Below are 24066 nucleotides of genomic sequence, written 5' to 3' on the forward strand. Positions count from 1 at the left end.
GAAGACGCATAAAAAAATCCGACACCAAGGAGATGTCGGATTTTTCCATCACTAGAGGATCAGTCAAGCGATCGGTCTTAACTGATCAGCATTAGCTCATCGAGCGGCTTTTTTGCGTTCAAGGCTTGGCACTGCTCCAGTCTATCCAGTGGAACTGCCAGGTCAGCAAGATCAGCAGCCCAAAGCCGATGCGGTACCAGGCAAAGACGCTGTAGCTGTGGGAGGCCACGAATTTGAGCAGCGCCTTGACTGCCACCATGGCGAAGATAAAGGAGAACAGCAGGCCCAGGGCAAACACCGGAATATCGCTCATCTGGAACAGGTGGCGATACTTGTAGCCCGAATACACTGCGGCTCCCAGCATGGTGGGAATGGCCAGGAAGAACGAGAACTCGGTAGCGGCGGTACGGGACAGCCCAAACAGCAGGCCGCCGATAATGGTGGAGCCGGAGCGAGAGGTGCCGGGAATAAGGGCCAGGCACTGGGCGCAGCCCACTTTCAGGGCCTGCTGCCAGGTCATGTCGTCAACGCTGGGGGCGGTGATGCTGTGCTGGCGCTTCTCGGCCCACAGCATGATAACGCCGCCAATCACCAGGGCGGTGGCCACGGTAATGGGGTTGAACAGGTACTTGTGAATGTCGTCGGCAAAGGCCAGCCCCAGGATCACCGCCGGGAAAAAGGCCACCAGCAGGTTGGCGGTAAAGCGCTGGGCCGGGGCCCGATTTGGCAAACCCACCACCACGGTGGCGATGGTTCTGCGGTACTCCCACACCACCGCCAGAATGGCCCCCAACTGGATGATGATGTTAAAGGCCATGGCCCGCTGGCCGGTGAAATCAAGCAAGTCGGCAACGATGATCTGATGGCCGGTACTGGAGATGGGCAAAAACTCGGTGATCCCCTCGACCACCCCCAAAATTATCGCCTGAACGGCAACCCACAACTCCATCGGTACTTCCTTCTGTGGTTTGGGCGACTGCCCTTGTTGTCATGGCCAGTGGCTGGCCTGGTTATTGGTCGCGCCCGATAGTAGCAAAGTTCCCTTGCCGCCAAAGCGCCACAGCCGGGCTTTTTCGTCAGCCTGTGAGGCAGGGTTCATTTAGCGGGATATCACCAAGAAGCACCTGAAAATTAAGGTTGTTTTAAGGTTTATGCGGTGTGGGGGAAGGGGCGTTGCCATTGCCCAGGGCTGGGGCAATGGCCGGTTTGATGTTCGCTTTTGAGCCCACATGGTTTTGCCGCTGACTGTTTCTCTACCTGCCGGTTCGCGAGCCAGCATAAAGGGACGTTCAGTTAGATTAGAAAGGGAAACAAGAGCATCAATTTAGCGGCGTTAGCCAATCCAACGTGACTGGGGCCAAGCCCCATTATCCGACCACCCCTTGCCGCCCCACTTCTTCATTAAGCTTATCCATCTCATCTATCAGCTCGAACACTTCCGGCTCGACTTCGGTGGTGGTGGCGCCTTTTTTAAGCTGGGTTTCGATTTCGTGGGCGAGGTTTTTCAGGCGCGGGGTACCGGTGTAGGCGAGGGCGCCGTTGAATTTGTGCACCACTTGGTAGAGGGCTTCGCCGTCGTTGCCGCCAAGGGCTTGTTCTAGGTCTTGGCGGGTTTGGGGCAGCGAGTCGATGAGCATTTTCATCATGTCTTTGGCCAGGGCTTCGCGGCCGCCGGCCTGGCTCAGGGCCAACTCCCAGTCCAGTACGATGTTCTTTCTCAGCCAGCGCAGCAGGCAGGCGTGCAGGGTGCGCTCGTCTATGGGTTTGGTGAGGTAGTCGTCCATGCCCTGGCCCAGCAGTTTTTCCCGCTCGCCGGCCATGGCGTGGGCGGTGACGGCGATCACCGGCGGGCATTTGTCGCCCAGTTTTTCGCGGATGCGGGTCATGGCGGTAACGCCGTCCATGTTGGGCATCTGAATGTCCATAAAGATGGCGTCAAAGGGCCATTTTTCTACCGCATCAAGGGCTGCCATGCCGCTGGTGGCGGTGTGGACGTCGCAGGGGGTGTCTTCCAGCAATGCCGCCATCAATTTCAGATTGGGGGCGTTGTCGTCCACCACCAGGATGCGCCCGGGGGGCAGGGGAGCCAGAGCGCTGGGGGCGCTAAGGGCCGGTTGCTGCTTGACGCTGGCCTGCTCGCCCACCAGAGCGCGGTACAGCCTTGGGGCGGTCAGCGGTTTAACCAGGCACTGGTCGAGGCCCAGTTGCATCAACTGCTCACGCACCCTTGGGTCGGCGTGGTTGGACAGGCCAATCAGCTTGGCGCCGGCGGGTTTGTCCATGGTGCGCAGCAGATCGGCCAGGTTGACCTGCTCGAGGCGGTCTATCAGCACGAAATCGGCTTCGGGCATCAGGGTTGGGTCGTCGGTGTTTTTCAGCACGAAGGGCCAGCTTTGGTTCAGCAGGCTCAGCATCTGGCGGGTACGGCGGCTGCCGCCCACCAGCACCAAGGTTTTGTCCTTGAGCGGCTTCATGGGTAGCGGATCGTGGAACACCATGTTGGCGCGCTTGACCGGCAGCGAGAACCAGAAGGTGGAGCCGTGGCCAAGCTGGCTTTCCAGGCCCATCTGGCCGTTCATCTGCGCCACCAGGGTTTTGGAGATCACCAGGCCAAGACCGGTGCCGCCAAAGCGGCGGGTAATGGAAGCGTCGGCCTGGGCAAAGGCGTTAAAGAGGTGCTGCTGCTGTTTGGCGTCGATGCCGACCCCGGTGTCGGTCACCGTGACCTTGAGCTCGCACTCTTCGCTGTCGTCGGTGCAGCTGTGGCTGATGGTGACATCAATACCGCCCTGGGCGGTGAATTTAACGGCGTTGCCCATCAGGTTGGTCAGCACCTGTTTGAGGCGAAGGGCATCCCCCACCAGGGCGTCGGGGGTGTCGGTGGGCAGGTGCAGGCACAGCTCCAGGCCCTTCTCGCGGGCGTTGGCGCCCATCATGTCCACCACCTCAAAGAGGGCGTCGTGGAAGGAGTAGGGGGTGTTGTCCAGTTGCAGCTTGCCGGCCTCGAGCTTGGAGAAGTCCAGCACGTCGTTGATGATGGCCAGCAGATGCTGGGCCGAGCGCTCGATGGTTTGCAGGTAGTCGGTCTGGCTGGGGGTGAGCTGGGTTTTCATCAACTGGCGGGCAAAGCCCAGCACGCCGTTGAGCGGGGTGCGCAGCTCGTGGCTCATGTTGGCCAGGAACTCGGATTTCACCTGGCTGGCTTCCTGGGCGCGTTTGCGGGCTTTATCCAGCTCGATGTTCTGAATTTCCACCTGCTCCAAGGTCATGCGCAGGTCATAGGTGGCCTGGTCAATGTTGTGCTGCATGTCGGCATGGTATTCGTCCAGGGATTTGGCCATGGCGTTGATACCGTTTTTGAGGGTATCGAGCTCGCCAATCAGCACCCCTTGCACCCGGGTATCGAGCTTGCCTTCACGGATGCGATCCACCGCGCTCACCATGTTGGAGATGGGGTCGGTCACGTGTTTTAACAGGCGCCAGGTAAAGAGCAGGTGCACCATGATGCCGATAAAGACGATCAGCAAGGTGCGGAACAGGGCGTCGTATTGCTCGAGCTTGGTGGCGTCCTGGTTCAGCTGGATGGTGACGTAACCGAGGATAGGGTGGGCCGGGTCAATCTTGTCGCGATAGCTGGCGTAAAAGCTGGTGTCGGCAACAATGGGGGCCCGCAGCATCAGCCGCCCTTCCACATAGGCAAAGGTGGGTTCCTGGGGAATGGGCTGGCCGGGGGGCAATTTCATCAGCGGGAAATCCCGATGAAAGGTCGACGACACCATGGGGGTGCCGGTCTTGTCGTAAATGGCGATGTTTTTGATGAATTCGGTGTTGCGCCTGTGCATGGCGCTGACCAGCCGCTTGAGCTGCTCGCGGTCTTCCAGTACCAGGCCGGCCTCGGCAGAAATGGTCAGGGAGTTGGCAACCGACATGCCTTTATCTTTGAGGTGTTCAAGTACCTCTTGATAACGTTGCAGGGTAAAATACCCGCCCAACAGGGTGCCGATCAGCAGTGTTGGGGCAAGGGTCAGTATTAACACCCAGGCGCGTAGGCCAAATCTGGTCATGCCGGTGACAAGCGTCCTTTACAAAAGATGAGCATCCATTCTCGCCGCTATAATGGCACAGCCTTTTGCCAATCCCCAAGGGTTACAATGGTACAGATTTATCGCACAAAGCAACGTCAACAACAGTCTGTTGTTCAAGAAGTTACCATCACCAGCCTGGATTTGCATGGCCAGGGGGTGGGGCGCAGCAACGGCCTGGTCTGCTTTGTGCCTGGAGCCTTACCCGGGGAGCGGGTAACAGCGAGGCTGACAGCCAAGGGTAAGGTAGCCAGTGGCCGCCTGCAAGGGCGTGTTGAGACCAGCAGTGAGCGTATTGCGCCGCGCTGTGATTACGTGGGCCGCTGCGGCGGTTGCCAGTTGCAGCACTTGGCGGCGCCGCGCCAGCTTTACTACAAGGAAGCGGCCTTAAAAGACGAGCTGCGCCGCGCCGGCATCGAGGTGGGTGCCTGGCAGCCGCCCCTGACCGGCCCTGCCTTTGGCTACCGGCGCACCATGCGCCTGGCTATCCACCAGGGCCAGCTTGGCCTTCGCGCCGTGGGCTCGCAAAACATCATCCCCATCAACCATTGCGAGGTGGCCGACCCGGCCCTGGCCCGCTTGCTGCCGTCCTTGCAAGAACTGCTGGCCATGTTAAAGGGCCACAGGCTGCTGGGGCACCTGGAGCTTTTACACCTGCCGCCCCATACCGCCGCCCTTTGGCGCCTGACCGGCAAACTGCCCAAAGGTGACCTAGAAAAGCTGATTGCCTGGGCCCAAAGCCAAGACGTGGTCCTTTACACCCAGCAAGAGGCGATTGCCCAGCACTGGCCAGAGGCCCCCGTTAGCCTTGGCTATCCATTGGATGGCCTCGCCCTTGGCGTGGGCCCGGCGGATTTTATCCAGGTGAACGGCGCCATCAACACCGCCATGGTGGCCCAGGCCATGGCCTGGCTTGCCCCCACAAAAACCGAGCGGGTGCTGGACGCCTACAGCGGCCTGGGTAACTTCAGCCTGCCCCTTTGTAAAAGGGCCAAGGCGGTGGTGGCGGTAGAAGGGGTGGCGGCCATGACCGCCCGCAACCAGGCCAACGCAAAGGCCAATGGTCTTGATAACCTCGATGCCCAGACCCTCAACCTTGACGACCCGGACGCCGTGCAGGCGCTTTTGGCCAGCGGTTTTGACGCCGCGCTGCTAGACCCGGCCCGCCCCGGCGCCCAGGCGCTTTGCCAGGCGTTGGCAGCGGGCTCTGGTCCCGGCCGGGTGCTCTATGTATCCTGTAACCCTGCCACATGGAAGCGCGACGCCGCCTTGCTTATCGACGGGGGCTACCGGCTTGTGCAACTGGGGCTGATGGACATGTTCAGTCAGACCGCCCATGTGGAGTTGATGGCACTTTTTATCCGGGAGGGGTGATGGTATCCATCCGTGGTACACACCAAGGGCAAGGTGCGCTAGACACCCAAACGTGGTTGTCGGCGCTGAACGTCAAAGAACAGGATATGGCGCGGCTGCGGCTCGCCTGTGAGGCGCTGGCCGACGATCGCCAGCGCGCAGGCGCCCAGGAAATGGTGGAGATCCTCTCCGATCTCGCCATGGACGGTGACACCCTGCTCGCCGCCTTGTTGCTGCAACCCTACCGAGCCAAGACCCTCGACCATGAGCAAGTGGTAGACACCTACGGCACCGGCCTTGCCAACCTGCTTGACTCGGTACTGGACATGGACGCCATCCGTACCCTGCACCAGGGGGCGGCTTCGTCCAACCAGGTGGATAAAGTGCGGCGCATGGTGCTGTCCATGGTCAACGACGTGCGGGCGGTGGTGATTAAACTGGCCGAGTCCATCGTTGAGCTGCGCGCCGTCAAAGACGCCGACGAAGAAACCCGGGTGCTGGTGGCCAAGGCGTCCGCCAACCTCTACGGCCCTCTGGCCAACCGCCTGGGGATAGGCCAGCTCAAGTGGGAGCTGGAGGATTTGTCCTTTCGCTACCTGCACCCCGATACCTACAAGCGCATCGCCAAATTGCTGGACGAGCGCCGTATCGACCGCGAAGACTACATCCGCGATTTTGTGGCTAACCTCACCGGCGCGCTCAGAGAAGAAGGCATCAACGGCGAGGTCTATGGCCGGCCCAAACACATTTATTCCATCTGGAAGAAAATGAGCCGTAAGCATCTTGCCTTTGACGAGCTGTTTGACGTGCGGGCGGTGCGGGTGATTGTGCCGCGCCTGCAAGACTGCTACGCCGCCCTCGGGGTGGTGCACACCCAGTATCACCATATTCCCAAAGAGTTTGACGACTACGTCGCCAACCCCAAACCCAACGGCTATCGCTCTATTCACACCGTGGTAGTGGGCCCGGCCGGCAAGACGGTGGAAATTCAAATTCGCACCCAGGCCATGCACGACGAGGCCGAACTGGGGGTTGCCGCGCACTGGGCCTATAAAGAAGGCGGCGCCGGCGGCAAAGACGCTGGCCTGGAAGGCAAAGTGGCCTGGCTCAGGAAAATCTTGCAATGGCAGGAAGAAATGGCCGACGCCGGGGATCTCGTCGAAGATCTCAAACACCAAGTGGTGGAAGACCGGGTCTACGTGTTCACCCCCAAAGGTGACGTAGTGGATTTGCCCGCCGGTGCCACGCCTTTGGATTTTGCCTACAACATTCACTCCATGGTGGGCCACCGCTGCATCGGCGCCAAAATTTCCGGGCGCATCGTGCCTTTTACCTATCAGCTGCAAACCGGCGACCAGGTAGAAATTCTCACCGGCAAAGAGCCCAATCCCAGCCGTGATTGGTTAAACCCGCATCTGGGTTACGTGCGCTCCAGCCGGGCCCGGGCCAAGGTGCAGCACTGGTTTAAGCAGCTTGACCGCGACAAAAACCTGGCCGCTGGCCGCGAGGTGTTGGAGCGGGAGCTGGCGCGGCTCGATTTGGACATGAGCCATGCCCAGGTGGCGGTTGAGAAGTTCAACATGCTCAACCTCGACGACCTGTTGGTGGCCATCGGCGGTGGTGACATCAAGCTCAACCCGGTGGTTAACTTCCTCAACAGCCACTACTTCAAGCGGGAAGTCACCGACGACGAAGCAGTTGCCGAGATAATCAACCAAAAGTCCTCTGGTAACCGCAAAGCCGGCAAGAGCCCCTTTGTGGTGCAGGGGGTGGGCAACCTTTTGACCAACATCGCCGGTTGCTGCCAGCCGGTGCCGGGGGACGACATCGTCGGCTTTATCACCCAGGGCCGCGGCATTTCGGTGCACCGCACCGATTGCGACGAGCTGCTCAAGCTGGCCCGCAAGCACGGCGAGCGGGTGGTGGAAGTGGACTGGGGCGACACCCCGGGCCAGAGCTTTGGCGCCACCCTGCGTATCCAGGCGGCGGACCGCAACGGCCTATTGCGCGACATCACCGTTATTCTTGCCAACGAAAAGGTCAACGTGGAGGCCATGCGCAGCCACACCGATTACAACAACAACGTTGCCACCATCGAGGTGCAGGTGAGCCTGCAAAAGCTCGACACCCTCGGCAAGGTGCTGGCCCGTATCAGCCAGATCCCCGACGTTTTTGAAGCCAAGCGTATTACCCAAAAATGACCCAGCTAGCACGCCTGCTCGATATCATGCACCGCCTTCGGGACCCCGACGGCGGCTGCCCCTGGGACCAGGCCCAGGACTTTGCCTCCATCGTGCCCCACACTCTCGAAGAAGCCTACGAACTGGCCGATGCCATCAATGGTGGCGACCGGGGCGAAATACGGGACGAGCTGGGAGATTTATTGTTCCAGGTGGTGTTCTACGCTCAGCTCGGCAAGGAAGAGGGGGCCTTTGATTTTGACGCGGTGGCCAAAGCCATCAGCGACAAACTGGTGCGCCGCCATCCCCATGTGTTTGGCGAGCAGAAGGTGGCTAACAGCGAACAGCTCAAGGCCAACTGGGAGGCCATCAAGGCCGAAGAAAGGGCAGGCAAAGGGCAGGGCGATTCGGTGCTCAACGATGTGCCCAAGGCGCTGCCGGCACTGAGTCGGTCGGTCAAGTTGCAAAAACGGGCGGCCCGGGTCGGCTTTGATTGGGACGATCTGACCCCGGTGTTTGACAAGATCCATGAGGAAATCGCTGAAGTACAGGTAGAGGTGGCCAAGGGCGACATCGACCGCATGGAAGACGAACTGGGCGACCTGCTGTTTGCCGTCACCAATCTTGCTCGCCACCTCAAACTGGACCCGGAAGCGGCGCTGCGCCGCGCCAACGGCAAGTTCGAACGGCGCTTTCGGGCCATCGAGCAGCGGGTGACTGCGGCCGGTGAAACCATGAGTGAGCAGGGCCTTGCGCGCCTTGAAGCGCACTGGCAGGCGGTAAAGGCCTGCGAGTAGCCACTGGCCTAACCGCCGAGAAAAAGGGCGCTTTGATGTGTGCTTCGCATTGTGAGAAAGCGCCCTTTTCCTCTATAATGTCTTCCCGTCCCAAGATCCCCACTTCTTAACGCGCTCAGGTTTTACATGACGACAAATTACATCTTTGTGACGGGTGGAGTTGTATCCTCCCTAGGTAAGGGTATTGCAGCCGCTTCTTTGGCCGCTATCCTCGAAGCCCGTGGTCTGAAAGTGACCATGATGAAGCTCGACCCTTACATCAACGTTGACCCAGGCACCATGAGCCCCTACCAGCACGGGGAAGTCTTCGTCACCGAAGACGGCGCCGAGACCGACCTGGACCTGGGCCACTACGAGCGTTTCATCCGCACCAAGATGACCCGCCGCAACAACTTCACCACCGGCCGTATCTACGCCGATGTGCTGCGCAAGGAGCGCCGTGGCGACTACCTGGGGGCCACCATCCAGGTTATTCCTCATATCACCAATGAAATCAAAGAGCGCGTTATTGCCGGTGCCGAAGGCCATGACGTCGCCATCGTTGAGATTGGCGGTACCGTGGGGGACATCGAGTCCCAGCCTTTCCTCGAAGCCATCCGCCAGATGGGCACCGAAGTGGGCCGCGACCACGCCATGTTCATGCACCTGACTCTGGTGCCTTATCTGGGCGCCTCCGGCGAGGTGAAAACCAAGCCGACCCAGCATTCGGTTAAAGAGCTGCGCTCTATCGGTATCCAGCCCGATATCCTGGTGTGCCGTACCGACCGCGCTTCTCTGCCGGCCTCCGAGCGCTCCAAGATCGCCCTTTTTACCAACGTCGAAGAAAAGGCCGTTATCAGCCTCAAAGACGTGGACTCCATCTACAAAATCCCGGCGCTGCTGAAATCTCAGGGCCTGGACGAACTGGTCTGCAAGCGTTTCCATCTTGATGCCCCCGAAGCCGATCTGGCCGAGTGGGAACAGGTGGTTTACCAGGAAGCCAACCCCCAAGGCGAAATCACCATCGCCATGGTCGGTAAATACGTTGAGCTGCCTGACGCCTACAAATCCGTTAACGAAGCCCTCAAGCACGCTGGCCTTAAAAACCGCGTGTCGGTGCATATCAAGTACATCGACTCTCAGGACATCGAGACCAAAGGCATGAGCCTGTTGGAAAACGTCGACGGCATTTTGGTGCCCGGCGGCTTTGGCGAGCGTGGCGTAGAAGGCAAGATTTTGGCCGCCCAGTATGCCCGTGAGCAAAAGGTGCCTTACCTGGGTATCTGCCTGGGGATGCAAGTTGCGCTTATCGAGTTTGCCCGTAACGTGGCCGGCATCGAAGGCGCGCACTCCACCGAGTTCAAAAAAGACACCCCGGCACCGGTGGTAGGTCTTATTACCGAGTGGCTGGACGAAGACGGCGCCGTGGAAACCCGCAGCGAAGCCTCCGACCTTGGCGGCACCATGCGCCTTGGCAGCCAGCTTTGCCACCTGCTGCCTGGCACCAAAGCGCACGACCTGTACGGCTCTGACACCATTTTCGAACGTCACCGCCACCGCTACGAGGTGAACAACAAGTTCCGCCCCGAGCTGGAGAAAGCGGGCATGGCCTTTACCGGCCTGTCAGCCGACAAGAAACTGGTTGAAATCATTGAGATCCCCTCTCATCCTTGGTTCGTGGCCGGTCAGTTCCACCCCGAATTCACCTCAACGCCACGGGACGGGCACCCGCTCTTTGGCGGCTTTGTGAAGGCGGCCTGGGAAGGCCATAAGCAAAAAGCCTGATTTCAATGGGCCGTGCCGATGGGCACGGCCTTTGTTTTTACAAGAAGGACAGCAATCAGATGACCACTATTGCCAACATCATTGCCCGCGAAGTTCTGGATTCCCGCGGCAACCCCACTGTTGAAGCCGAAGTCCACCTGGCCGACGGCAGCATTGGCCTGGCCTGCGCCCCTTCAGGCGCCTCTACCGGTACCCGTGAAGCGCTGGAACTGCGCGACGGCGACAAGGCCCGTTATCTGGGCAAAGGCGTGCTGACCGCCGTTGCCAACATCAATGGCCCCATCAAGGCCGCCCTGCTGGGTAAAAACGCCCTGGAACAGGCCGCCATCGACGCCGCCATGATTGAACTGGACGGTACCGACAACAAAGCCAAGCTGGGCGCCAACGCCATTCTGGCTGTGTCCCTGGCCAACGCCAAAGCCGCTGCCGCCAGCCAGAAAAAACCGCTGTACGCCTGGATCGCCGAACTGAACGGCACCCCGGGTGTGTACTCCATGCCGGTACCGATGATGAACATCCTCAACGGTGGCGAGCATGCCGACAACAACGTCGATATCCAGGAATTTATGGTGCAGCCGGTGTCTGCCCCCAACTTCCGCGAAGCGCTGCGCATGGGCGCCGAAATTTTCCACAGCCTAAAAAAGGTGCTGCAAAAGCAGGGCTTGAACACCGCTGTAGGTGACGAAGGCGGCTTTGCCCCTAACCTGAAATCCAACGCCGATGCTCTGGCCGTTATCAAGCAAGCGGTGTCCGACGCCGGTTACGAGCTGGGTAAAGACGTGACCCTGGCCCTGGACTGCGCTGCCTCCGAGTTCTATAAAGACGGCAAATACGTGCTGGCCGGTGAGGACAAATCCTTCAGCTCCGAAGGTTTCGCCGACTACCTGGCCGGTTTGACCGAACAATACCCCATCGTCTCCATCGAAGACGGCCTGGACGAGTCCGACTGGGCTGGCTGGAAAGTGCTGACCGAGAAGCTGGGCGAGAAGATCCAACTGGTGGGTGACGATCTGTTCGTCACCAACACCAAGATCCTCAAAGAAGGTATCGACAAAGGCATCGGTAACTCCATCCTCATCAAGTTCAACCAGATTGGTTCCTTGACCGAGACTTTGGAAGCCATTGCCATGGCCAAGGCCGCCGGTTATACCGCTGTTATCTCGCACCGCAGCGGCGAAACCGAAGATGCCACCATTGCCGACCTCGCCGTCGGTACTGCTGCCGGCCAAATCAAGACCGGTTCTCTTTGCCGCTCCGACCGGGTTGCCAAGTACAACCAGTTGCTGCGCATCGAAGAGCGCCTGGGCGCCGATGCTCCTTACCGCGGCCTGAGCGAAATCAAAGGTCAGGCGTAAGCAAAAACAATGATATAAAAGCCGCCTACGGGCGGCTTTTTTTATGGACAGCATGCAGTCTCCATCCCTACCAGACAAACCTCAGGCGCAGCCATCGGCCTTAAAGGGCTATGGGCTTTTTGGCGCCCTGGCGCTGGGGTTGCACCTGTTGCTGCTGTGGCTGGTTAAGCCTTCTTTGCCTGTGGTGCCAGCGCCGCCTAGCGGCCACCCTATTTCGGCCCAGCTTATCTTTACGCCCCCCAAACCCCAGGCGCAAAGCAGCGATGCCGGCCAGGACCCAAATGCCGTAGTGAAAAAGGACCACACCAGTGAAACGGTATTGCCAGCGGCAGGGAGCAACCAAAGTAGCGGCGCGCAAAGTACGGCGCCTGGGCAACAACCGGCAGCCAGCCGCAGCGGCACCTTGCCGGCCGACCCTTTTGCCCGCCAAGAAGGCGGCGGCCAGGATTTTGGCCAGCAGCTTGAGAGCAGCCTTAAGCGCCTTCAGCAGCAGCGCCAGCAGCAATGGCTGGACAGCGCCAAGCCCGGCGCCGACGCCCTGCCAAGGCCGAAGGTAAAGAAAAACGAGCCGCAGATCATTGAGCTTGGCGGCGGCCAGCGGCTATACCGTGGGCCCCATGGCGAGTGCGCCTTGTTGCAGGAGGTGGATGTGGTGGGTGGCAAGGAGACCCGCTGGCTTTCAAGCAGCCTTTGCCAAGACAAAGGCCCTGATTTTCAATCCTTTATCAAAAAGCGCCAACACCAGGGCTAAGGCGCCAGGGTAGGCGTGGGCCATGCCCGGTGTTACCCTCGGCAAGGTTTCAACCGGCATTTTGATAAGGAGCACGACATGGCAAAGTGGCCCATCAACCACCCCGAGCGTCTTCAGCTATTTTCCCTTGCTACGCCTAATGGCCAGAAGGTGTCCATCGCCCTTGAAGAGCTGGGCATTCCCTACGAGGCTCATACCGTTCGCATCGGTGACGATGAGCAGTTCGACCCGCAGTTCCTGGCCATCAACCCCAACAACAAAATTCCTGCCATTGTCGACCCGGACGGCCCCGGCGGTGAGCTGAAGCTGTTCGAGTCTGGCGCCATTTTGCTGTATCTGGCCGAGAAGACCGGCAAGTTGCTGCCCAAGGATCCGAGCGAGCGCATCGAATGTATTCAGTGGGTCTTTTTCCAGATGGCCGGCATCGGCCCCATGTTCGGCCAGTTCGGCCACTTCTATAAGTACGCCGCCGACAAATGCCAGGACCCTTACCCGGTCAACCGTTACCGCAACGAGGCCCGGCGTTTGCTGGGGGTTTTGGAAAAACGCCTGGCAGGGCGCCAGTTCATCATGGGCAGCGAGTACAGCATTGCCGATATCGCTACCTTCCCCTGGGTGGGCTGCCTGGACTGGGGCTACAACGGTTACCAGGCCATCGGCCTTGACGACTTCCCCACCGTGATGGCCTGGTACGAGCGCTGCAAAAACCGCCCGGCCAGCCAAAAAGGGCTGAATGTCTGCGCTTTTGACTGAGCTTAGGCATTCCCAAAGGGGCTGGTGCCCACCATAATAGGACCCCAGGACAGACAGGAGACAGCATGGCTCGATTGGCAATAGTGCTCCTGGTGCTCCTGGGGATGTTGCAATACCGCCTCTGGTTTGGCGACAACGCCCTCAAGGATCACTGGCAACTCAAGGCGGATATCGCCCGCATTCAAACCCAGAATGCCGAACTGAAAAAGCGTAACGATTTGATGTACGCCGAGGTCAAGGATCTGCGTAAAGGTCTGGCCGCGGTAGAAGAACGTGCCCGCAACGAGCTGGGCCTGATCCGTGATGGCGAGACCTTCTACCGGGTTCTGCAATCCAAGTACGACGACAAAAACGGATCGGCCGATAACAATGACTGACAAACTGGTCGCCCTGGTGCCCGCTGCCGGTATTGGCAAACGCATGGGCGCGGGCAAGCCCAAGCAATATCTGCAACTGACCGACAACGCCATTCTCGGTGAAACCCTGGCCCGGCTGCTGGCCATGGAGGTTATCAGCGAAGTGGTGGTGGCCCTGGCCGAAGACGACCCTTACTTTGCCGAGCTGCCCCAGGCCCAACACCCGCGGCTTCGCACCGTGATTGGCGGTGAAGAGCGGGCCGACTCGGTGCTGGCCTGCCTCAATGCCGTTAACCCCGATATTGCCCCCTGGGTGCTGGTGCACGACGCGGCCCGGCCCCTGATTACCGAAGCCGATGTCAATCAGTTGGTAGCCAAGGCCAAAGCCGGGCAGGGCGCCATATTGGCGCTGCCGGTGGTGGATACCGTGAAATGGTCTGCCGATGGCCATAGCATCGAAGAAACGGTGCCGCGCCAACACCTGTGGCGGGCGCTCACCCCCCAGTGTTTCCCCACCGCGCTGCTGCGCCAAGCCCTTGGCGAGGCCTTGAGTGAAGGGGCCAGCATTACCGACGAAGCCTCCGCCGTTGAGCGCCTGGGGCTGGCGGTAACCTTGGTTAAAGGCCGCAGCGACAACCTCAAGATCACCGAACCGGCGGACCTGCCTTTGGCCCGCTGGTTGCTTAGCCAACAGGAGTAACCCATGCGCATTGGCCATGGTTTTGACGTACACAAGTTTGGCGCCGAGCGCGACCTCGTCCTTGGCGGCGTGGTGGTGCCACACCCTATTGGCCTGGTGGCCCACTCCGATGGCGACGTGGTGCTGCATGCCGTGGCCGATGCCCTGCTGGGGGCCGTGGCCCTTGGCGATATCGGCCGCCATTTTCCCGATACCGATGCCGCCTTCAAAGACGCCGACAGCCGGGTGCTGCTACGCCATGTGGCAGGTCTGGTGGCCGAAAAGGGCTACCGGATAGGCAACCTGGATGTCACCATCATGGCCCAGGCGCCGAAGATGGCGCCCCATATCAGCGCCATGGTCAGCACCATTGCTAGCGATCTGGCCTGCGAAACCGGCCAGGTCAACGTTAAGGCCACCACCACCGAGAAGCTCGGTTTTGTAGGCCGCCAAGAAGGCATTGCCGTGGAAGCGGTGGTATTGCTGGAGAAAGCCCTATGAGTGTTACCGCCCTCTTTAAAAGCCAGCCCGAAGATTTTTTTGTCGAAGAAGTGCTGGGCTTTGAACCCTGCGGCGAAGGCGAGCACCTCTTTGTGCTGATTGAAAAGCGTGGCATGAACACCCAGTGGGCTGCCAAACTGCTGGCCGAGGCCTGTGGCCTCAAAGAGCGGGACGTGTCCCACTCTGGCCTTAAAGACCGCCACGCCGTCACCCGCCAGTGGTTGTCGGTATGGCTGCCGGGTAAAGAAGACCCGGACTTGTCTGCCATCGAGAGCGACGAGCTGAAAATTCTCAAGACCGCCCGCCACAACAAGAAGCTGCGCATTGGCACCCACAAGGCCAACCGCTTTGAGATTGTGCTGCGGGAAGTGTCAGACCAAGCCCAGGCCGAGGAGGCCTTGAGCGCCATTGCCGCCAACGGCTTTGCCAATATTTTTGGCGACCAGCGTTTTGGTCACGATGACCGCAACCTCAAGGTGTTTGAGGAAGTACTGGCCGGCAAACGCATGAAAAAGCCGCGCCAGTCCATGGCCATTTCCGCCGCCCGCTCCTTGCTGTTCAACCAGGTTGCCGCCCATCGCCAGGCCAAAGGGCTGATGGGCACCGTGATCCTTGGTGACGTGCTGATGCTGGCGGGCTCCCACTCGGTGTTTGTGGCCGAAGAGGCCGAGCTGACAAGCCTGCAACAACGCCTCGATGAAGGCGATGTGCAGCTTACCGGCCCGCTGTGGGGCCGGGGCGGGGTGAAACCTCTAGAAGAAGCCGCCGCACTTGAGCTTGAAGCCTGCGCCGAGCACGGCGCCTTCACCGAAGGCCTGGAGCGCCTTGCCAGTAGTGACCGCCGTCCGCTGTGGCTAAAGCCTGCCATCAGCTGGCAATGGCAGGGCCAGGACCTTACCCTCGGCTTTACCCTGCCTACCGGCAGTTTTGCCACGGCGCTGCTGGCCAATGTGGCCGAACTGGCGGAGCCCGAGCGCCGCACTGAGGCCCAAGCATGAAAATTCTGGTCAGTAACGACGACGGCGTTCACGCCCCTGGTATAGCGGCCCTGGCAAGAGCCATGGCCGAGATTGGCGAAGTGCGGGTGGTAGCGCCGGATCGCAACTGCTCCGGCGCCTCCAACAGCCTGACCCTGGAAAACCCGCTTCGGGCCCAGCAGCTTGAAAACGGCTTTTGGGCGGTCAAGGGCACCCCCACCGACTGCGTACACCTTGCCATCAATGGTCTTTTCAGCGATTGGCAACCCGATTTGGTGGTGGCCGGCGTCAACGCCGGGGCCAACCTCGGGGACGACGTGCTCTATTCGGGCACGGTGGCCGCCGCCACCGAAGGGCGCCACCTTGGCCTGCCGGCGGTGGCGGTGAGCCTGGTGGGGCGCACCTTGCAGCATTACCAAGACGCGGCCGACATCGCGGCCCGCATTGTCGGGCGGCTTGAGCAGCACCCCTTGCCGCCGATGCACATTTTGAATATCAACGTGCCGGACATTCCAAAAACCCAGTATCGCGGCGTGGAAGTCACCCGCCTTGGGTACCGGCACCGGGCCGAGAGCATGGTCAGCACCGCCGACCCTGCCGGGCGGCCCATTTTTTGGTTGGGCCCGCCGGGGCAAGGCGCCGACGCCGGCCCGGGGACGGATTTTCATGCGGTGAGCCAGGGCCGCATTTCGGTGACGCCGCTGCAGATAGACCTGACTGCGCACCGGATGCTAAGCCCCATGGCCAGCTGGCTGGAAGACCTTTAACCCTCAAGCACGTAAAGGGAGACTATGGCCAACGACGGCGCAGGAGCACGCACCCGCCTGACAGCCCAGCTGCGTCAGGAAGGTGTTTGTAATGAAAGGGTACTGGCCGCCATGGCCGCCGTACCTCGGCACTGGTTTGTGGACGATGTGCTGGGCCATAAGGCCTACGACAACACCGCCTTGCCCATAGGGGAAGGCCAGACCATTTCCCAGCCTTATATTGTGGCGCGCATGACCGAGCTGCTGCTCAGGGGCGGCTCTTTGGGCCGGGTGCTGGAAATTGGCACCGGCTCGGGGTATCAAACCGCAGTACTGGCACAACTTTGCGAGCAGGTGTTCAGCGTCGAGCGCATCAAGAACCTGCAATATCAGGCTCGCAGGCGGTTGCAGCGGCTGGATCTGCACAACGTGCAGATGAAGCACGGCGACGGCTGGCAGGGCTGGTCAACCAAAGCCCCCTTTGACGGCATCATCGTAACCGCCGCCCCCAGCGCCATCCCTGACGCCCTGTTGGCGCAGCTGGCCGACGGCGGGGTGATGGTTATTCCGGTGGGGGACGACCAGCAGCTGCTCAAGGTGATCACCCGCCAGGGCCAAACCTATACCGTGGACGATGTAGAGTGGGTGCGCTTCGTGCCCCTGATTTCTGGAAGCCTTTTGTGAAAATATTTTCGGTGCTCTACGACAAGGTGCTCAGATGGTCTGCGCACCCCCACGCTTCGCGTTACCTGGTGTCCATGAGTTTTTGTGAGGCCATCTTTTGGCCCATTCCGCCGGACGTGATGCTGGCGCCCATGTCCCTGGCCAAGCCTCAAAAGGCCTGGCATTTTGCCTTGTTAACCACGGCGGCTTCGGTTCTCGGCGGTGCCGTGGGTTTTGCCCTTGGCTGGCTGCTGTTCGAGCCGGTGGTGCAGCCCTTTATCCACTGGGTGGGGTATGACCATCAGCTCGTTAAGGCGCAGCAGTGGTTCAGCCAATATGGGCTGTGGATAGTGCTGCTGGCTGGCTTTTCACCGCTGCCGTACAAGTTCTTCACGGTGACGGCCGGTGTCATGCAAATGATGTTTCTGCCCTTTATGCTGATGTCTCTGGTCAGCCGGGCGGCCCGGTTCTTCCTGGTGGCCGGCCTGATGAAACTGGGCGGGGCGCGCATGGAAGAAAAACTGCGCCACTACATCGACTGGCTGGGATGGGCCACCGTGCTCCTGGCGGTCGCGGCTTACCTGATACTCAGATAGGGGTTATGCGCGGGCTGCTGGTTGTTCTCTTTCTAACCCTGCTACTGTCGGCATGTACTGCCGACAGGCCGGCCCCCGTGATCTCCCTTTCCACCGAACAAGCTGCCGTGCAGGTGGTCAACTACGACCCCATTCGCGGCAGCAGCTACGGGGTAACCCGCGGCGATACCCTCTATTCCATCGCCTTTCGCGCCGGTATGGATTACCGGGAGCTTGCCGCCCGTAACCATATTCGCGCGCCTTACACCATTTATCCGGGGCAAATCATCAAGTTGTCATCAGCCCCTGCCAAAGTCGTCAGGCATCCGGTGCAGAGCAGCTCAAAAAATCCCAAGAAAACGATTGCTAAGCCGATAGCGGATCAGTACAGTCGAAATCAAGGTGTTAACAAAAAAGTTACATCTTCTTCGGCCAGCCCAGGGATTTCATGGCGTTGGCCGACAACAGGCCGGGTGATCTTAGGCTTTTCTGATGCTCAAAAAGGCAACAAAGGTCTAGACATCGACGGCAACAGGGGAGACTCTGTAGTTGCTGCCGCTCCAGGCAAAGTGGTTTACGCGGGGAGTGCGCTGCGGGGTTACGGGAAACTCATCATCATCAAACATAACGATGAGTACCTTAGCGCCTACGCGCACAACGATGAACTGCTGGTCAAGGAGCAACAGTGGGTTAAAGCAGGGCAATTGATTGCCCGCAAAGGTGATTCCGGCACCAATGGCGTGAAACTCCATTTTGAGATCCGCCGCCGGGGAGAAGCCATTAACCCGCTGTTAAAACTACCCAAACGAGGATAACAACAATGATCAAATAGCGGAGTGTTCGACAACGAGTTGACAGGAGGCTTTATGGCCCGCAAAAAATCTGAGAAGCAAGATAGCCATGACATGGACGATATTGAAGTCATGGACAAGGAAGCCCAAGTTTCTACTGAAGAAGTGGAAGACCAGCAAGAGGAAATCACCTTAGGAGAAGATTTCCAAAAGAGCCTGGACGCTACCCAGATGTATCTGAGTGAAATAGGGTTCTCGCCGCTACTCAGCGCGGAAGAAGAAGTCTTTTTTTCACGAAAAGCGCTGCGAGGTTGCGATGCATCCCGCAAACGCATGATCGAAAGTAACCTGCGACTGGTCGTAAAAATTGCACGCCGTTATAACAACCGCGGCCTGGCCCTGCTGGATTTGATTGAAGAAGGCAACCTGGGCTTGATCCGCGCCGTTGAAAAGTTTGACCCCGAGCGGGGGTTCCGCTTCTCTACCTACGCTACCTGGTGGATCCGCCAGACTATCGAACGCGCCATCATGAACCAGACCCGGACCATCCGTCTGCCCATTCATGTGGTCAAAGAACTTAATGTTTACCTGCGCACCGCCCGCGAGTTGGCCCACAAGCTGGACCACGAACCCACCGTTGAAGAAATCGCAACCAAGCTTGATAAACCCGTTGATGACGTGGCCAAAATGCTGCGCCTGAACGAGCGGATCAGCTCAGTGGATACCCCCATTGGTGGCGACTCGGACAAAGCCCTGCTGGACGTCATTGCCGACGAAAAGGAAATGGGCCCCGAGTATGAGCTGCAAGACAACGATATCCGCGCCAGCTTGATGAAATGGCTGGACGAGTTGTCCGACAAACAGCGGGAAGTGCTGGCACGGCGCTTCGGTTTGCTGGGCTATGAGCCGGCAACCCTGGAAGAAGTAGGCCATGAGATCGGGCTCACCCGCGAGCGGGTTCGCCAGATCCAGGTAGAGGCGTTAAGGCGCCTGAAAGAGCGCCTGTTTCAGGAGGGCTTGAACGCCGAAGCGCTGTTTAGCGATTAAAAACCGGCGTCTTCCTTTAGCTGATAGAGCAGCATCAAGGCCTCTTTTGGAGATAGCGCATCCACATCCAACGATTTGAGCCGGCTGACAACAGCCGGTTCTTCATTTAGGGCCAGGGAAATTTGCCGCGGCTGGGGCGCCTGCCCCGCAGCCACCGGTGTGTGGCTCTCCAGCTCTGCCAGTTTTTGCCTCGCCGCTTTGACCACGGCTTTGGGCACCCCGGCCAATAGCGCCACCTGCAAGCCAAAACTCTTTGACGCCGGGCCGCTTTGCACCGCGTGCATAAAGGTCACGGTATCGCCGTGCTCCACTGCATCCAGATGCACGTTATCCACCCCGTCTAACTGTTCGGCAAGGGCGGTCAGCTCAAAATAATGGGTAGCAAAGAGGGTAAGGCTGCGGCTTTGACGAGCCAAAAATTCCGCTACCGCCCAGGCCAGGGACAAGCCGTCGTAGGTGGAGGTGCCGCGGCCAATTTCGTCCATCAACACCAGGCTGCGCTCGGTGGCGTTGTTGAGGATGGTGGCGGTCTCGGTCATCTCCACCATGAAGGTGGAGCGCCCCGAGGCTAAGTCATCGGCGGCGCCAATACGGGTAAAGATGCGGTCTACCAGGCCAATCTCGGCGCTCTCGGCTGGCACCGGGCTGCCGATATGGGCCAGCAGGGTGATAAGGGCGGTCTGGCGCATGTAGGTCGACTTACCGCCCATATTGGGGCCGGTTACCATTAACATTTGCTTGGCATCGGAGAGCGCCACCGGGTTGGCGATAAAGGGGCTGTCCAGCACCACTTCCACCACCGGATGGCGGCCGCCATCGATACGAATGCCGCGCTCGGCTTTGAGGGCAGGGCGGCAATAGTTAAGGCTTTGGCCTCGCTCGCAAAGGGTTGCCAGCAGGTCCAGCTCGGCGCAGGCATCAGCCAGGCGCAGCAGCGCTTCAAGTTGCGGGTGCAACTGGTCAAACAGCGCTTCATAAAGCTGTTTTTCCAAGGCCAGAGCTTTGCCTTGGCTAGTCAGTACCTTGTCTTCGTACTCTTTGAGCTCGGGGATGATGTAGCGCTCGGTGTTCTTCAGGGTCTGGCGGCGCTGGTAATCGGTGGGGGCCAGGTGCGACTGGGCCCGGGTCAGCTCGATAAAGTAGCCATGAACCCTGTTGAAACCGACCTTGAGGGTATTGATGCCGGTGCGCTGGCGCTCCCTGGCCTCAATATGCTCGAGAAAATCGGTGGCGCCCTTGGACAGCGCCCGGTATTCGTCCAGCTCGCTGTTGTAGCCGGGGCGAATGACGCCGCCGTCACGAATGAGCACCGGTGGGTTGTCGATAATGGCACTTTGCAGCAGCTCGTGCAGCTCCGGCTGCGGCGCGCAGTGGCCTTTAAGGGCGGCAAGGCGCCCCTGACTGCCACTGAGCAGTTCGCCAAGCTCGGGCATTACCGCCAGTGCCGTACGTACCCGCACCAGATCCCGCGGCCGTGCCGATCGCAGCGCTACCCGCGCCATCACCCGCTCGAGATCCCCCACTTGTTTCATCAACTCGCGAAGCTGGCCGTCCAGGAGCTGCTGGTTTAAATAATCGATGGCATCAAGGCGCCCCTCGATAACCTCGACGCTGCGCAGCGGCCGGTGCAGCCAGCGTCCCAAAAGCCGCGAGCCCATGGGGGTGGCGCAGCGGTCCAGCACCGAAAACAGCGTGTTATCGGTGCTGCCCGCCAGGCTTTGGGTCAGCTCCAGGTTGCGCCGGGTAGCGGCGTCCAGCACCACGGCCTCGTCTTCGGCTTCCAGTTTGATGGCGCGAATGTGGGGCAGGGCGGTGCGCTGGGTGTCTTTGAGGTATTGCAGCAAGCAGCCAGCGGCAGCCAGGGCACGCTTGGCGCCTTGTACACCGAAGCCGGCCAAATCACGGGTGCCGAACTGCTGGGTGAGGGTGCGCTGGGCGGTATCGAGATCAAACTCCCAGAGCGGGCGGCGCCTCAGGCCCTTGCGCTCACCCAGGAGGCTGGTGTCAAAGTCTTCCGGGTACAAGAGCTCAGCCGGGTTGGTGCGCTGCAGCTCGGCTTTTAAATCGTCAATGCCGTCCGGCTCTGACACCAGAAAACGGCCAGAGGTGATGTCCAGGGTGGCGTAACCAAAGCGGCCATCCTTGCCAAATACCGCGGCCAGTAGGTTGTCGCGTTTTTCTGTCAACAGCGCTTCATCACTGACGGTACCGGGAGTAACGATGCGCACCACCTGGCGCTCCACCGGCCCTTTGGAGGTGGCCGGGTCGCCAATTTGTTCGCAAATGGCCGCCGATTCGCCCATGGCCACCACCTTGGCCAGATAACCTTCCACGGCGTGGTAGGGCACCCCGGCCATGGGGATTTTTTCGCCGCCGCTTTGGCCGCGGGCGGTCAGGGAGATATCCAGCAAGGCGGCCGCCTTTTTGGCGTCATCGAAAAACAGCTCGTAAAAATCTCCCATGCGATAAAACAGCAGCACATCTGGATGCTGGGCTTTGATGCGCAGGTACTGCTGCATCATGGGAGTATGGGATTCCAATGGTTGCGAGGGCATGGGCAGGTCTAGATAATGACGTTGAATTTGACTGTTCGAGAGTCTACCAAAATGCCAGCCCACACTCCTACCTGGGATGAAATTCATCAGCTAGCCGCCAGGCTCGGCTTAGCCGCCAAGGCTGCCGGGGTGCAATTGAGTAGCGCCGAGTCTTGTACCGGTGGCCTTATCGCTGGAGCTATCACCGACATTGCCGGCTCTTCTGCCTGGTTTGACGAGGCTTTTGTCACTTACGCCAACGCCGCCAAAATGCGGCGCTTGGGGGTAAGTGAAGATAACCTCACGGAGTTTGGCGCCGTGTCTGAGCCGGTTGTGGTGCAAATGGCAGAGGGCGCTCGGCAACAGGCGAACGCCGACCTGGCAGTGGCCACCAGCGGTATTGCCGGGCCCGACGGCGGCAGCCCGGACAAACCGGTGGGCACAGTGTGGATGGCCTGGGCGTCGGCCAAAGAGTGTGAAAGCCGGTGCTTTCACTTTACAGGCGATCGCCAGGCGGTGCGGTTACAAGCCGTTTTTGCGGCCTTAACCGGGCTTTTGGAAAAAATCCCCGTAGACAGGGGTTGATACTGTACGGTCATACAGTATACTTCCCTGCAACTGAATTCACTCTTCTTGCGGATCTTTGGAGCCGGAAATGGACGACAACAAACAGAAAGCCCTTGCAGCAGCGCTGGGTCAAATTGAGCGCCAGTTTGGTAAGGGTTCCATCATGCGGATGGGCGATAGCCAGGTGCTGAGCATTGAATCCGTATCCACCGGTTCATTGGGCCTGGATATTGCCCTTGGCATTGGTGGCCTGCCTTTTGGCCGTGTTGTTGAAATCTTCGGGCCAGAGTCTTCCGGTAAAACTACCTTGACCCTGCAAGTCATTGCCGAAGCCCAGAAGCAAGGTAAAACCTGCGCCTTTATCGACGCCGAACACGCGCTGGACCCAATCTATGCCCGCAAGCTTGGCGTGAATGTCGACGACCTGCTGGTGTCCCAGCCCGATACCGGTGAGCAGGCCCTTGAAATTTGCGACATGCTGGTACGCTCCAGCGCCGTAGACGTGGTGATTGTCGACTCCGTTGCTGCCCTGACCCCGAAAGCGGAAATCGAAGGCGAAATGGGCGACAGCCACGTGGGCCTTCAGGCTCGCCTGATGTCTCAGGCGCTGCGTAAGCTCACCGCCAATATCAAGAAATCCAACACCCTGTGTATCTTCATCAACCAAATTCGGATGAAGATCGGCGTGATGTTTGGTAACCCCGAAACCACCACCGGTGGTAACGCCCTTAAGTTCTACGCCTCGGTGCGCCTGGATATCCGCCGCATCGGCTCGGTGAAGGAAGGGGACGAAGTGGTGGGTAACGAAACCCGTGTCAAAGTGGTGAAGAACAAAGTGGCGCCGCCCTTCAAACAGGCTGAGTTCCAGATCATGTACGGTGCTGGTACTTCCAAAGAAGCCGAGCTTATCGACTTGGGTGTATCCCAGAAGCTGGTGGACAAAGCCGGTGCCTGGTACAGCTACCAGGGCGACAAGATTGGCCAAGGTAAAGCCAATGCCGTTAAATTCCTTTTGGAAAACAAAGATATTGCTGCCGAGATTGAAGGCAAGATCCGCCAGGCCCTGCTGGTGACTCCCGGCACCGGTGCCACCGATGAGAAAGTCAGCGAAGCCCTCGTCGAGGGAGACGAACTCTGAGTGACAACCTGATGCAAGCAGCCGTTCGGCTGCTTGCCCTTAGAGAACACAGCCCCCGCGAATTGGCCGATAAACTGGCCCGCAGGGGCTTTTCTTCTTCTGAAATCCAGCCCCTTATCGACAAGCTGCTTGCGCAAGGCTTGCTGGATCATTACCGTTATGCCGAAAGTGCCGTTCGACGCCTGCTGCAAAAGGGATATGGTTCCCAGCGCATCCAGGCCGAACTGTTCCAGAAAGGCATCCCCGATGACATCGCCAAAGCGGTCCTTGCGGACGATCAGCTCGACTGGTTCGAACAGGCACAAGCTGCCTATAATAGGCGATTTCGCGACGCCGCCATCACGAGCCCGAAAGACTGGGCGAAAAGGGCCCGGTATCTGTCCAGCAGGGGCTTTTCTCCTGAGCAGATCCGCGCCGTTTTAGCCAAAGTAGAACGCGCCTGAAGACAACCGACAGG

22 protein-coding genes are annotated in these 24066 nt (G+C 59.5%); 19 read left to right on the forward strand and 3 right to left on the reverse strand.

The window, feature by feature from the left end:
* Window positions 1-118: 118 nt before the first annotated feature.
* Window positions 119-949: an undecaprenyl-diphosphate phosphatase gene (locus tag EDC28_RS09910; RefSeq protein ID WP_123421495.1), complete on the reverse strand. Its 831-nt coding sequence runs from the start codon at window positions 947-949 to the stop codon at window positions 119-121.
* Window positions 950-1367: 418 nt separating this feature from the next.
* A complete protein-coding gene (barA, locus tag EDC28_RS09915) occupies window positions 1368-4064 on the reverse strand; it encodes a two-component sensor histidine kinase BarA (RefSeq protein WP_123421496.1) in 2697 nt (898 codons plus the stop codon).
* Between the two features lie 87 nt (window positions 4065-4151).
* Here barA and rlmD point away from each other — a divergent pair, with 87 nt between their 5' ends.
* The 16 genes from rlmD to rpoS all read left to right on the forward strand — a co-directional run bounded on the left by rlmD (window position 4152) and on the right by rpoS (window position 19370).
* Window positions 4152-5456, forward strand: a complete 1305-nt coding sequence (gene rlmD, locus EDC28_RS09920) for a 23S rRNA (uracil(1939)-C(5))-methyltransferase RlmD (protein WP_170164083.1) — start codon at window positions 4152-4154, stop codon at window positions 5454-5456.
* Window positions 5456-7636, forward strand: coding sequence for a GTP diphosphokinase (gene relA, locus EDC28_RS09925; RefSeq protein ID WP_050658275.1), 2181 nt, complete (start codon window positions 5456-5458; stop codon window positions 7634-7636). Before rlmD ends, relA begins: the two co-directional genes overlap by 1 nt.
* Complete coding sequence (gene mazG, locus EDC28_RS09930; protein WP_123421498.1) at window positions 7633-8412, forward strand: nucleoside triphosphate pyrophosphohydrolase; 780 nt, start codon at window positions 7633-7635, stop codon at window positions 8410-8412. The genes relA and mazG overlap by 4 nt, the downstream gene beginning before the upstream one ends.
* A gap of 126 nt (window positions 8413-8538) precedes the next feature.
* The gene (locus tag EDC28_RS09935) at window positions 8539-10176 is read left to right on the forward strand and encodes a CTP synthase (protein WP_123421499.1); all 1638 of its coding nucleotides are present in this window, start codon (window positions 8539-8541) and stop codon (window positions 10174-10176) included.
* A gap of 59 nt (window positions 10177-10235) precedes the next feature.
* On the forward strand, window positions 10236-11531 hold the full coding sequence (gene eno / locus EDC28_RS09940; protein WP_123421690.1) for a phosphopyruvate hydratase: 1296 nt from the start codon (window positions 10236-10238) through the stop codon (window positions 11529-11531).
* Window positions 11532-11583: 52 nt separating this feature from the next.
* Complete coding sequence (locus EDC28_RS09945) at window positions 11584-12282, forward strand: hypothetical protein (protein WP_148049833.1); 699 nt, start codon at window positions 11584-11586, stop codon at window positions 12280-12282.
* A gap of 78 nt (window positions 12283-12360) precedes the next feature.
* Window positions 12361-13035, forward strand: a complete 675-nt coding sequence (locus tag EDC28_RS09950) for a glutathione S-transferase N-terminal domain-containing protein (protein ID WP_123421501.1) — start codon at window positions 12361-12363, stop codon at window positions 13033-13035.
* A 65-nt stretch (window positions 13036-13100) separates the two neighbouring features.
* The gene (gene ftsB, locus EDC28_RS09955) at window positions 13101-13412 is read left to right on the forward strand and encodes a cell division protein FtsB (protein WP_050658280.1); all 312 of its coding nucleotides are present in this window, start codon (window positions 13101-13103) and stop codon (window positions 13410-13412) included.
* Window positions 13405-14091: a 2-C-methyl-D-erythritol 4-phosphate cytidylyltransferase gene (gene ispD / locus EDC28_RS09960; protein WP_123421502.1), complete on the forward strand. Its 687-nt coding sequence runs from the start codon at window positions 13405-13407 to the stop codon at window positions 14089-14091. The genes ftsB and ispD overlap by 8 nt, the downstream gene beginning before the upstream one ends.
* A gap of 3 nt (window positions 14092-14094) precedes the next feature.
* The gene (gene ispF / locus EDC28_RS09965) at window positions 14095-14571 is read left to right on the forward strand and encodes a 2-C-methyl-D-erythritol 2,4-cyclodiphosphate synthase (RefSeq protein WP_050658282.1); all 477 of its coding nucleotides are present in this window, start codon (window positions 14095-14097) and stop codon (window positions 14569-14571) included.
* A complete protein-coding gene (gene truD, locus EDC28_RS09970; RefSeq protein ID WP_123421503.1) occupies window positions 14568-15569 on the forward strand; it encodes a tRNA pseudouridine(13) synthase TruD in 1002 nt (333 codons plus the stop codon). Before ispF ends, truD begins: the two co-directional genes overlap by 4 nt.
* Window positions 15566-16315 carry a 5'/3'-nucleotidase SurE gene (gene surE, locus EDC28_RS09975; RefSeq protein WP_050658284.1) on the forward strand — a complete coding sequence of 250 codons (750 nt, stop codon included), beginning with the start codon at window positions 15566-15568 and terminating at the stop codon, window positions 16313-16315. Before truD ends, surE begins: the two co-directional genes overlap by 4 nt.
* Before the next feature lie 24 nt (window positions 16316-16339).
* Window positions 16340-16978 carry a protein-L-isoaspartate(D-aspartate) O-methyltransferase gene (locus EDC28_RS09980; RefSeq protein ID WP_050658285.1) on the forward strand — a complete coding sequence of 213 codons (639 nt, stop codon included), beginning with the start codon at window positions 16340-16342 and terminating at the stop codon, window positions 16976-16978.
* Window positions 16975-17553: a YqaA family protein gene (locus tag EDC28_RS09985; protein ID WP_050658286.1), complete on the forward strand. Its 579-nt coding sequence runs from the start codon at window positions 16975-16977 to the stop codon at window positions 17551-17553. The genes EDC28_RS09980 and EDC28_RS09985 overlap by 4 nt, the downstream gene beginning before the upstream one ends.
* Window positions 17554-17630: 77 nt before the next feature.
* Window positions 17631-18347 (forward strand): peptidoglycan DD-metalloendopeptidase family protein, encoded by a 717-nt coding sequence (locus EDC28_RS09990; RefSeq protein WP_244946569.1) that lies wholly within the window; start codon window positions 17631-17633, stop codon window positions 18345-18347.
* 51 nt (window positions 18348-18398) lie between these two features.
* Window positions 18399-19370, forward strand: a complete 972-nt coding sequence (rpoS, locus tag EDC28_RS09995) for an RNA polymerase sigma factor RpoS (RefSeq protein WP_050658288.1) — start codon at window positions 18399-18401, stop codon at window positions 19368-19370.
* On the opposite strand, the gene mutS is transcribed toward rpoS, so the two are convergent.
* The gene (mutS, locus tag EDC28_RS10000) at window positions 19367-21925 is read right to left on the reverse strand and encodes a DNA mismatch repair protein MutS (protein WP_123421504.1); all 2559 of its coding nucleotides are present in this window, start codon (window positions 21923-21925) and stop codon (window positions 19367-19369) included. The two genes, rpoS and mutS, sit on opposite strands and share 4 nt — an antisense overlap.
* Before the next feature lie 51 nt (window positions 21926-21976).
* On the opposite strand from mutS, the gene EDC28_RS10005 reads away from it, so the two are divergent.
* From EDC28_RS10005 to EDC28_RS10015, 3 genes are all read left to right on the forward strand, one after another.
* Window positions 21977-22489: a CinA family protein gene (locus EDC28_RS10005; protein ID WP_123421505.1), complete on the forward strand. Its 513-nt coding sequence runs from the start codon at window positions 21977-21979 to the stop codon at window positions 22487-22489.
* A gap of 70 nt (window positions 22490-22559) precedes the next feature.
* Window positions 22560-23609, forward strand: coding sequence for a recombinase RecA (gene recA / locus EDC28_RS10010; protein ID WP_050658291.1), 1050 nt, complete (start codon window positions 22560-22562; stop codon window positions 23607-23609).
* A gap of 11 nt (window positions 23610-23620) precedes the next feature.
* Entirely contained in the window at window positions 23621-24052 is a 432-nt protein-coding gene (locus EDC28_RS10015) for a regulatory protein RecX (RefSeq protein WP_123421506.1), read from the forward strand.
* Window positions 24053-24066: the final 14 nt, after the last annotated feature.

The organism is Gallaecimonas pentaromativorans, from assembly GCF_003751625.1.
Classification (GTDB): domain Bacteria; phylum Pseudomonadota; class Gammaproteobacteria; order Enterobacterales; family Gallaecimonadaceae; genus Gallaecimonas; species Gallaecimonas pentaromativorans.

What these genes read in the sequence shown, in the direction of transcription:
- EDC28_RS09950 (WP_123421501.1), top strand. Translation starts at nt 12,361, where the DNA reads ATGGCAAAGTGGCCCATCAACCACCCCGAGCGTCTTCAGCTATTTTCC.
- EDC28_RS09980 (WP_050658285.1), top strand. Translation starts at nt 16,340, where the DNA reads ATGGCCAACGACGGCGCAGGAGCACGCACCCGCCTGACAGCCCAGCTG.
- rpoS (WP_050658288.1), top strand. Translation starts at nt 18,399, where the DNA reads ATGGCCCGCAAAAAATCTGAGAAGCAAGATAGCCATGACATGGACGAT.
- rlmD (WP_170164083.1), top strand. Translation starts at nt 4,152, where the DNA reads ATGGTACAGATTTATCGCACAAAGCAACGTCAACAACAGTCTGTTGTT.
- truD (WP_123421503.1), top strand. Translation starts at nt 14,568, where the DNA reads ATGAGTGTTACCGCCCTCTTTAAAAGCCAGCCCGAAGATTTTTTTGTC.
- EDC28_RS09910 (WP_123421495.1), bottom strand. Translation starts at nt 949, where the DNA reads ATGGAGTTGTGGGTTGCCGTTCAGGCGATAATTTTGGGGGTGGTCGAG.
- mazG (WP_123421498.1), top strand. Translation starts at nt 7,633, where the DNA reads ATGACCCAGCTAGCACGCCTGCTCGATATCATGCACCGCCTTCGGGAC.
- EDC28_RS09935 (WP_123421499.1), top strand. Translation starts at nt 8,539, where the DNA reads ATGACGACAAATTACATCTTTGTGACGGGTGGAGTTGTATCCTCCCTA.
- EDC28_RS10015 (WP_123421506.1), top strand. Translation starts at nt 23,621, where the DNA reads ATGCAAGCAGCCGTTCGGCTGCTTGCCCTTAGAGAACACAGCCCCCGC.
- EDC28_RS09945 (WP_148049833.1), top strand. Translation starts at nt 11,584, where the DNA reads ATGCAGTCTCCATCCCTACCAGACAAACCTCAGGCGCAGCCATCGGCC.
- relA (WP_050658275.1), top strand. Translation starts at nt 5,456, where the DNA reads ATGGTATCCATCCGTGGTACACACCAAGGGCAAGGTGCGCTAGACACC.
- eno (WP_123421690.1), top strand. Translation starts at nt 10,236, where the DNA reads ATGACCACTATTGCCAACATCATTGCCCGCGAAGTTCTGGATTCCCGC.
- recA (WP_050658291.1), top strand. Translation starts at nt 22,560, where the DNA reads ATGGACGACAACAAACAGAAAGCCCTTGCAGCAGCGCTGGGTCAAATT.
- ispF (WP_050658282.1), top strand. Translation starts at nt 14,095, where the DNA reads ATGCGCATTGGCCATGGTTTTGACGTACACAAGTTTGGCGCCGAGCGC.
- EDC28_RS10005 (WP_123421505.1), top strand. Translation starts at nt 21,977, where the DNA reads ATGCCAGCCCACACTCCTACCTGGGATGAAATTCATCAGCTAGCCGCC.
- ftsB (WP_050658280.1), top strand. Translation starts at nt 13,101, where the DNA reads ATGGCTCGATTGGCAATAGTGCTCCTGGTGCTCCTGGGGATGTTGCAA.
- mutS (WP_123421504.1), bottom strand. Translation starts at nt 21,925, where the DNA reads ATGCCCTCGCAACCATTGGAATCCCATACTCCCATGATGCAGCAGTAC.
- surE (WP_050658284.1), top strand. Translation starts at nt 15,566, where the DNA reads ATGAAAATTCTGGTCAGTAACGACGACGGCGTTCACGCCCCTGGTATA.
- ispD (WP_123421502.1), top strand. Translation starts at nt 13,405, where the DNA reads ATGACTGACAAACTGGTCGCCCTGGTGCCCGCTGCCGGTATTGGCAAA.
- barA (WP_123421496.1), bottom strand. Translation starts at nt 4,064, where the DNA reads ATGACCAGATTTGGCCTACGCGCCTGGGTGTTAATACTGACCCTTGCC.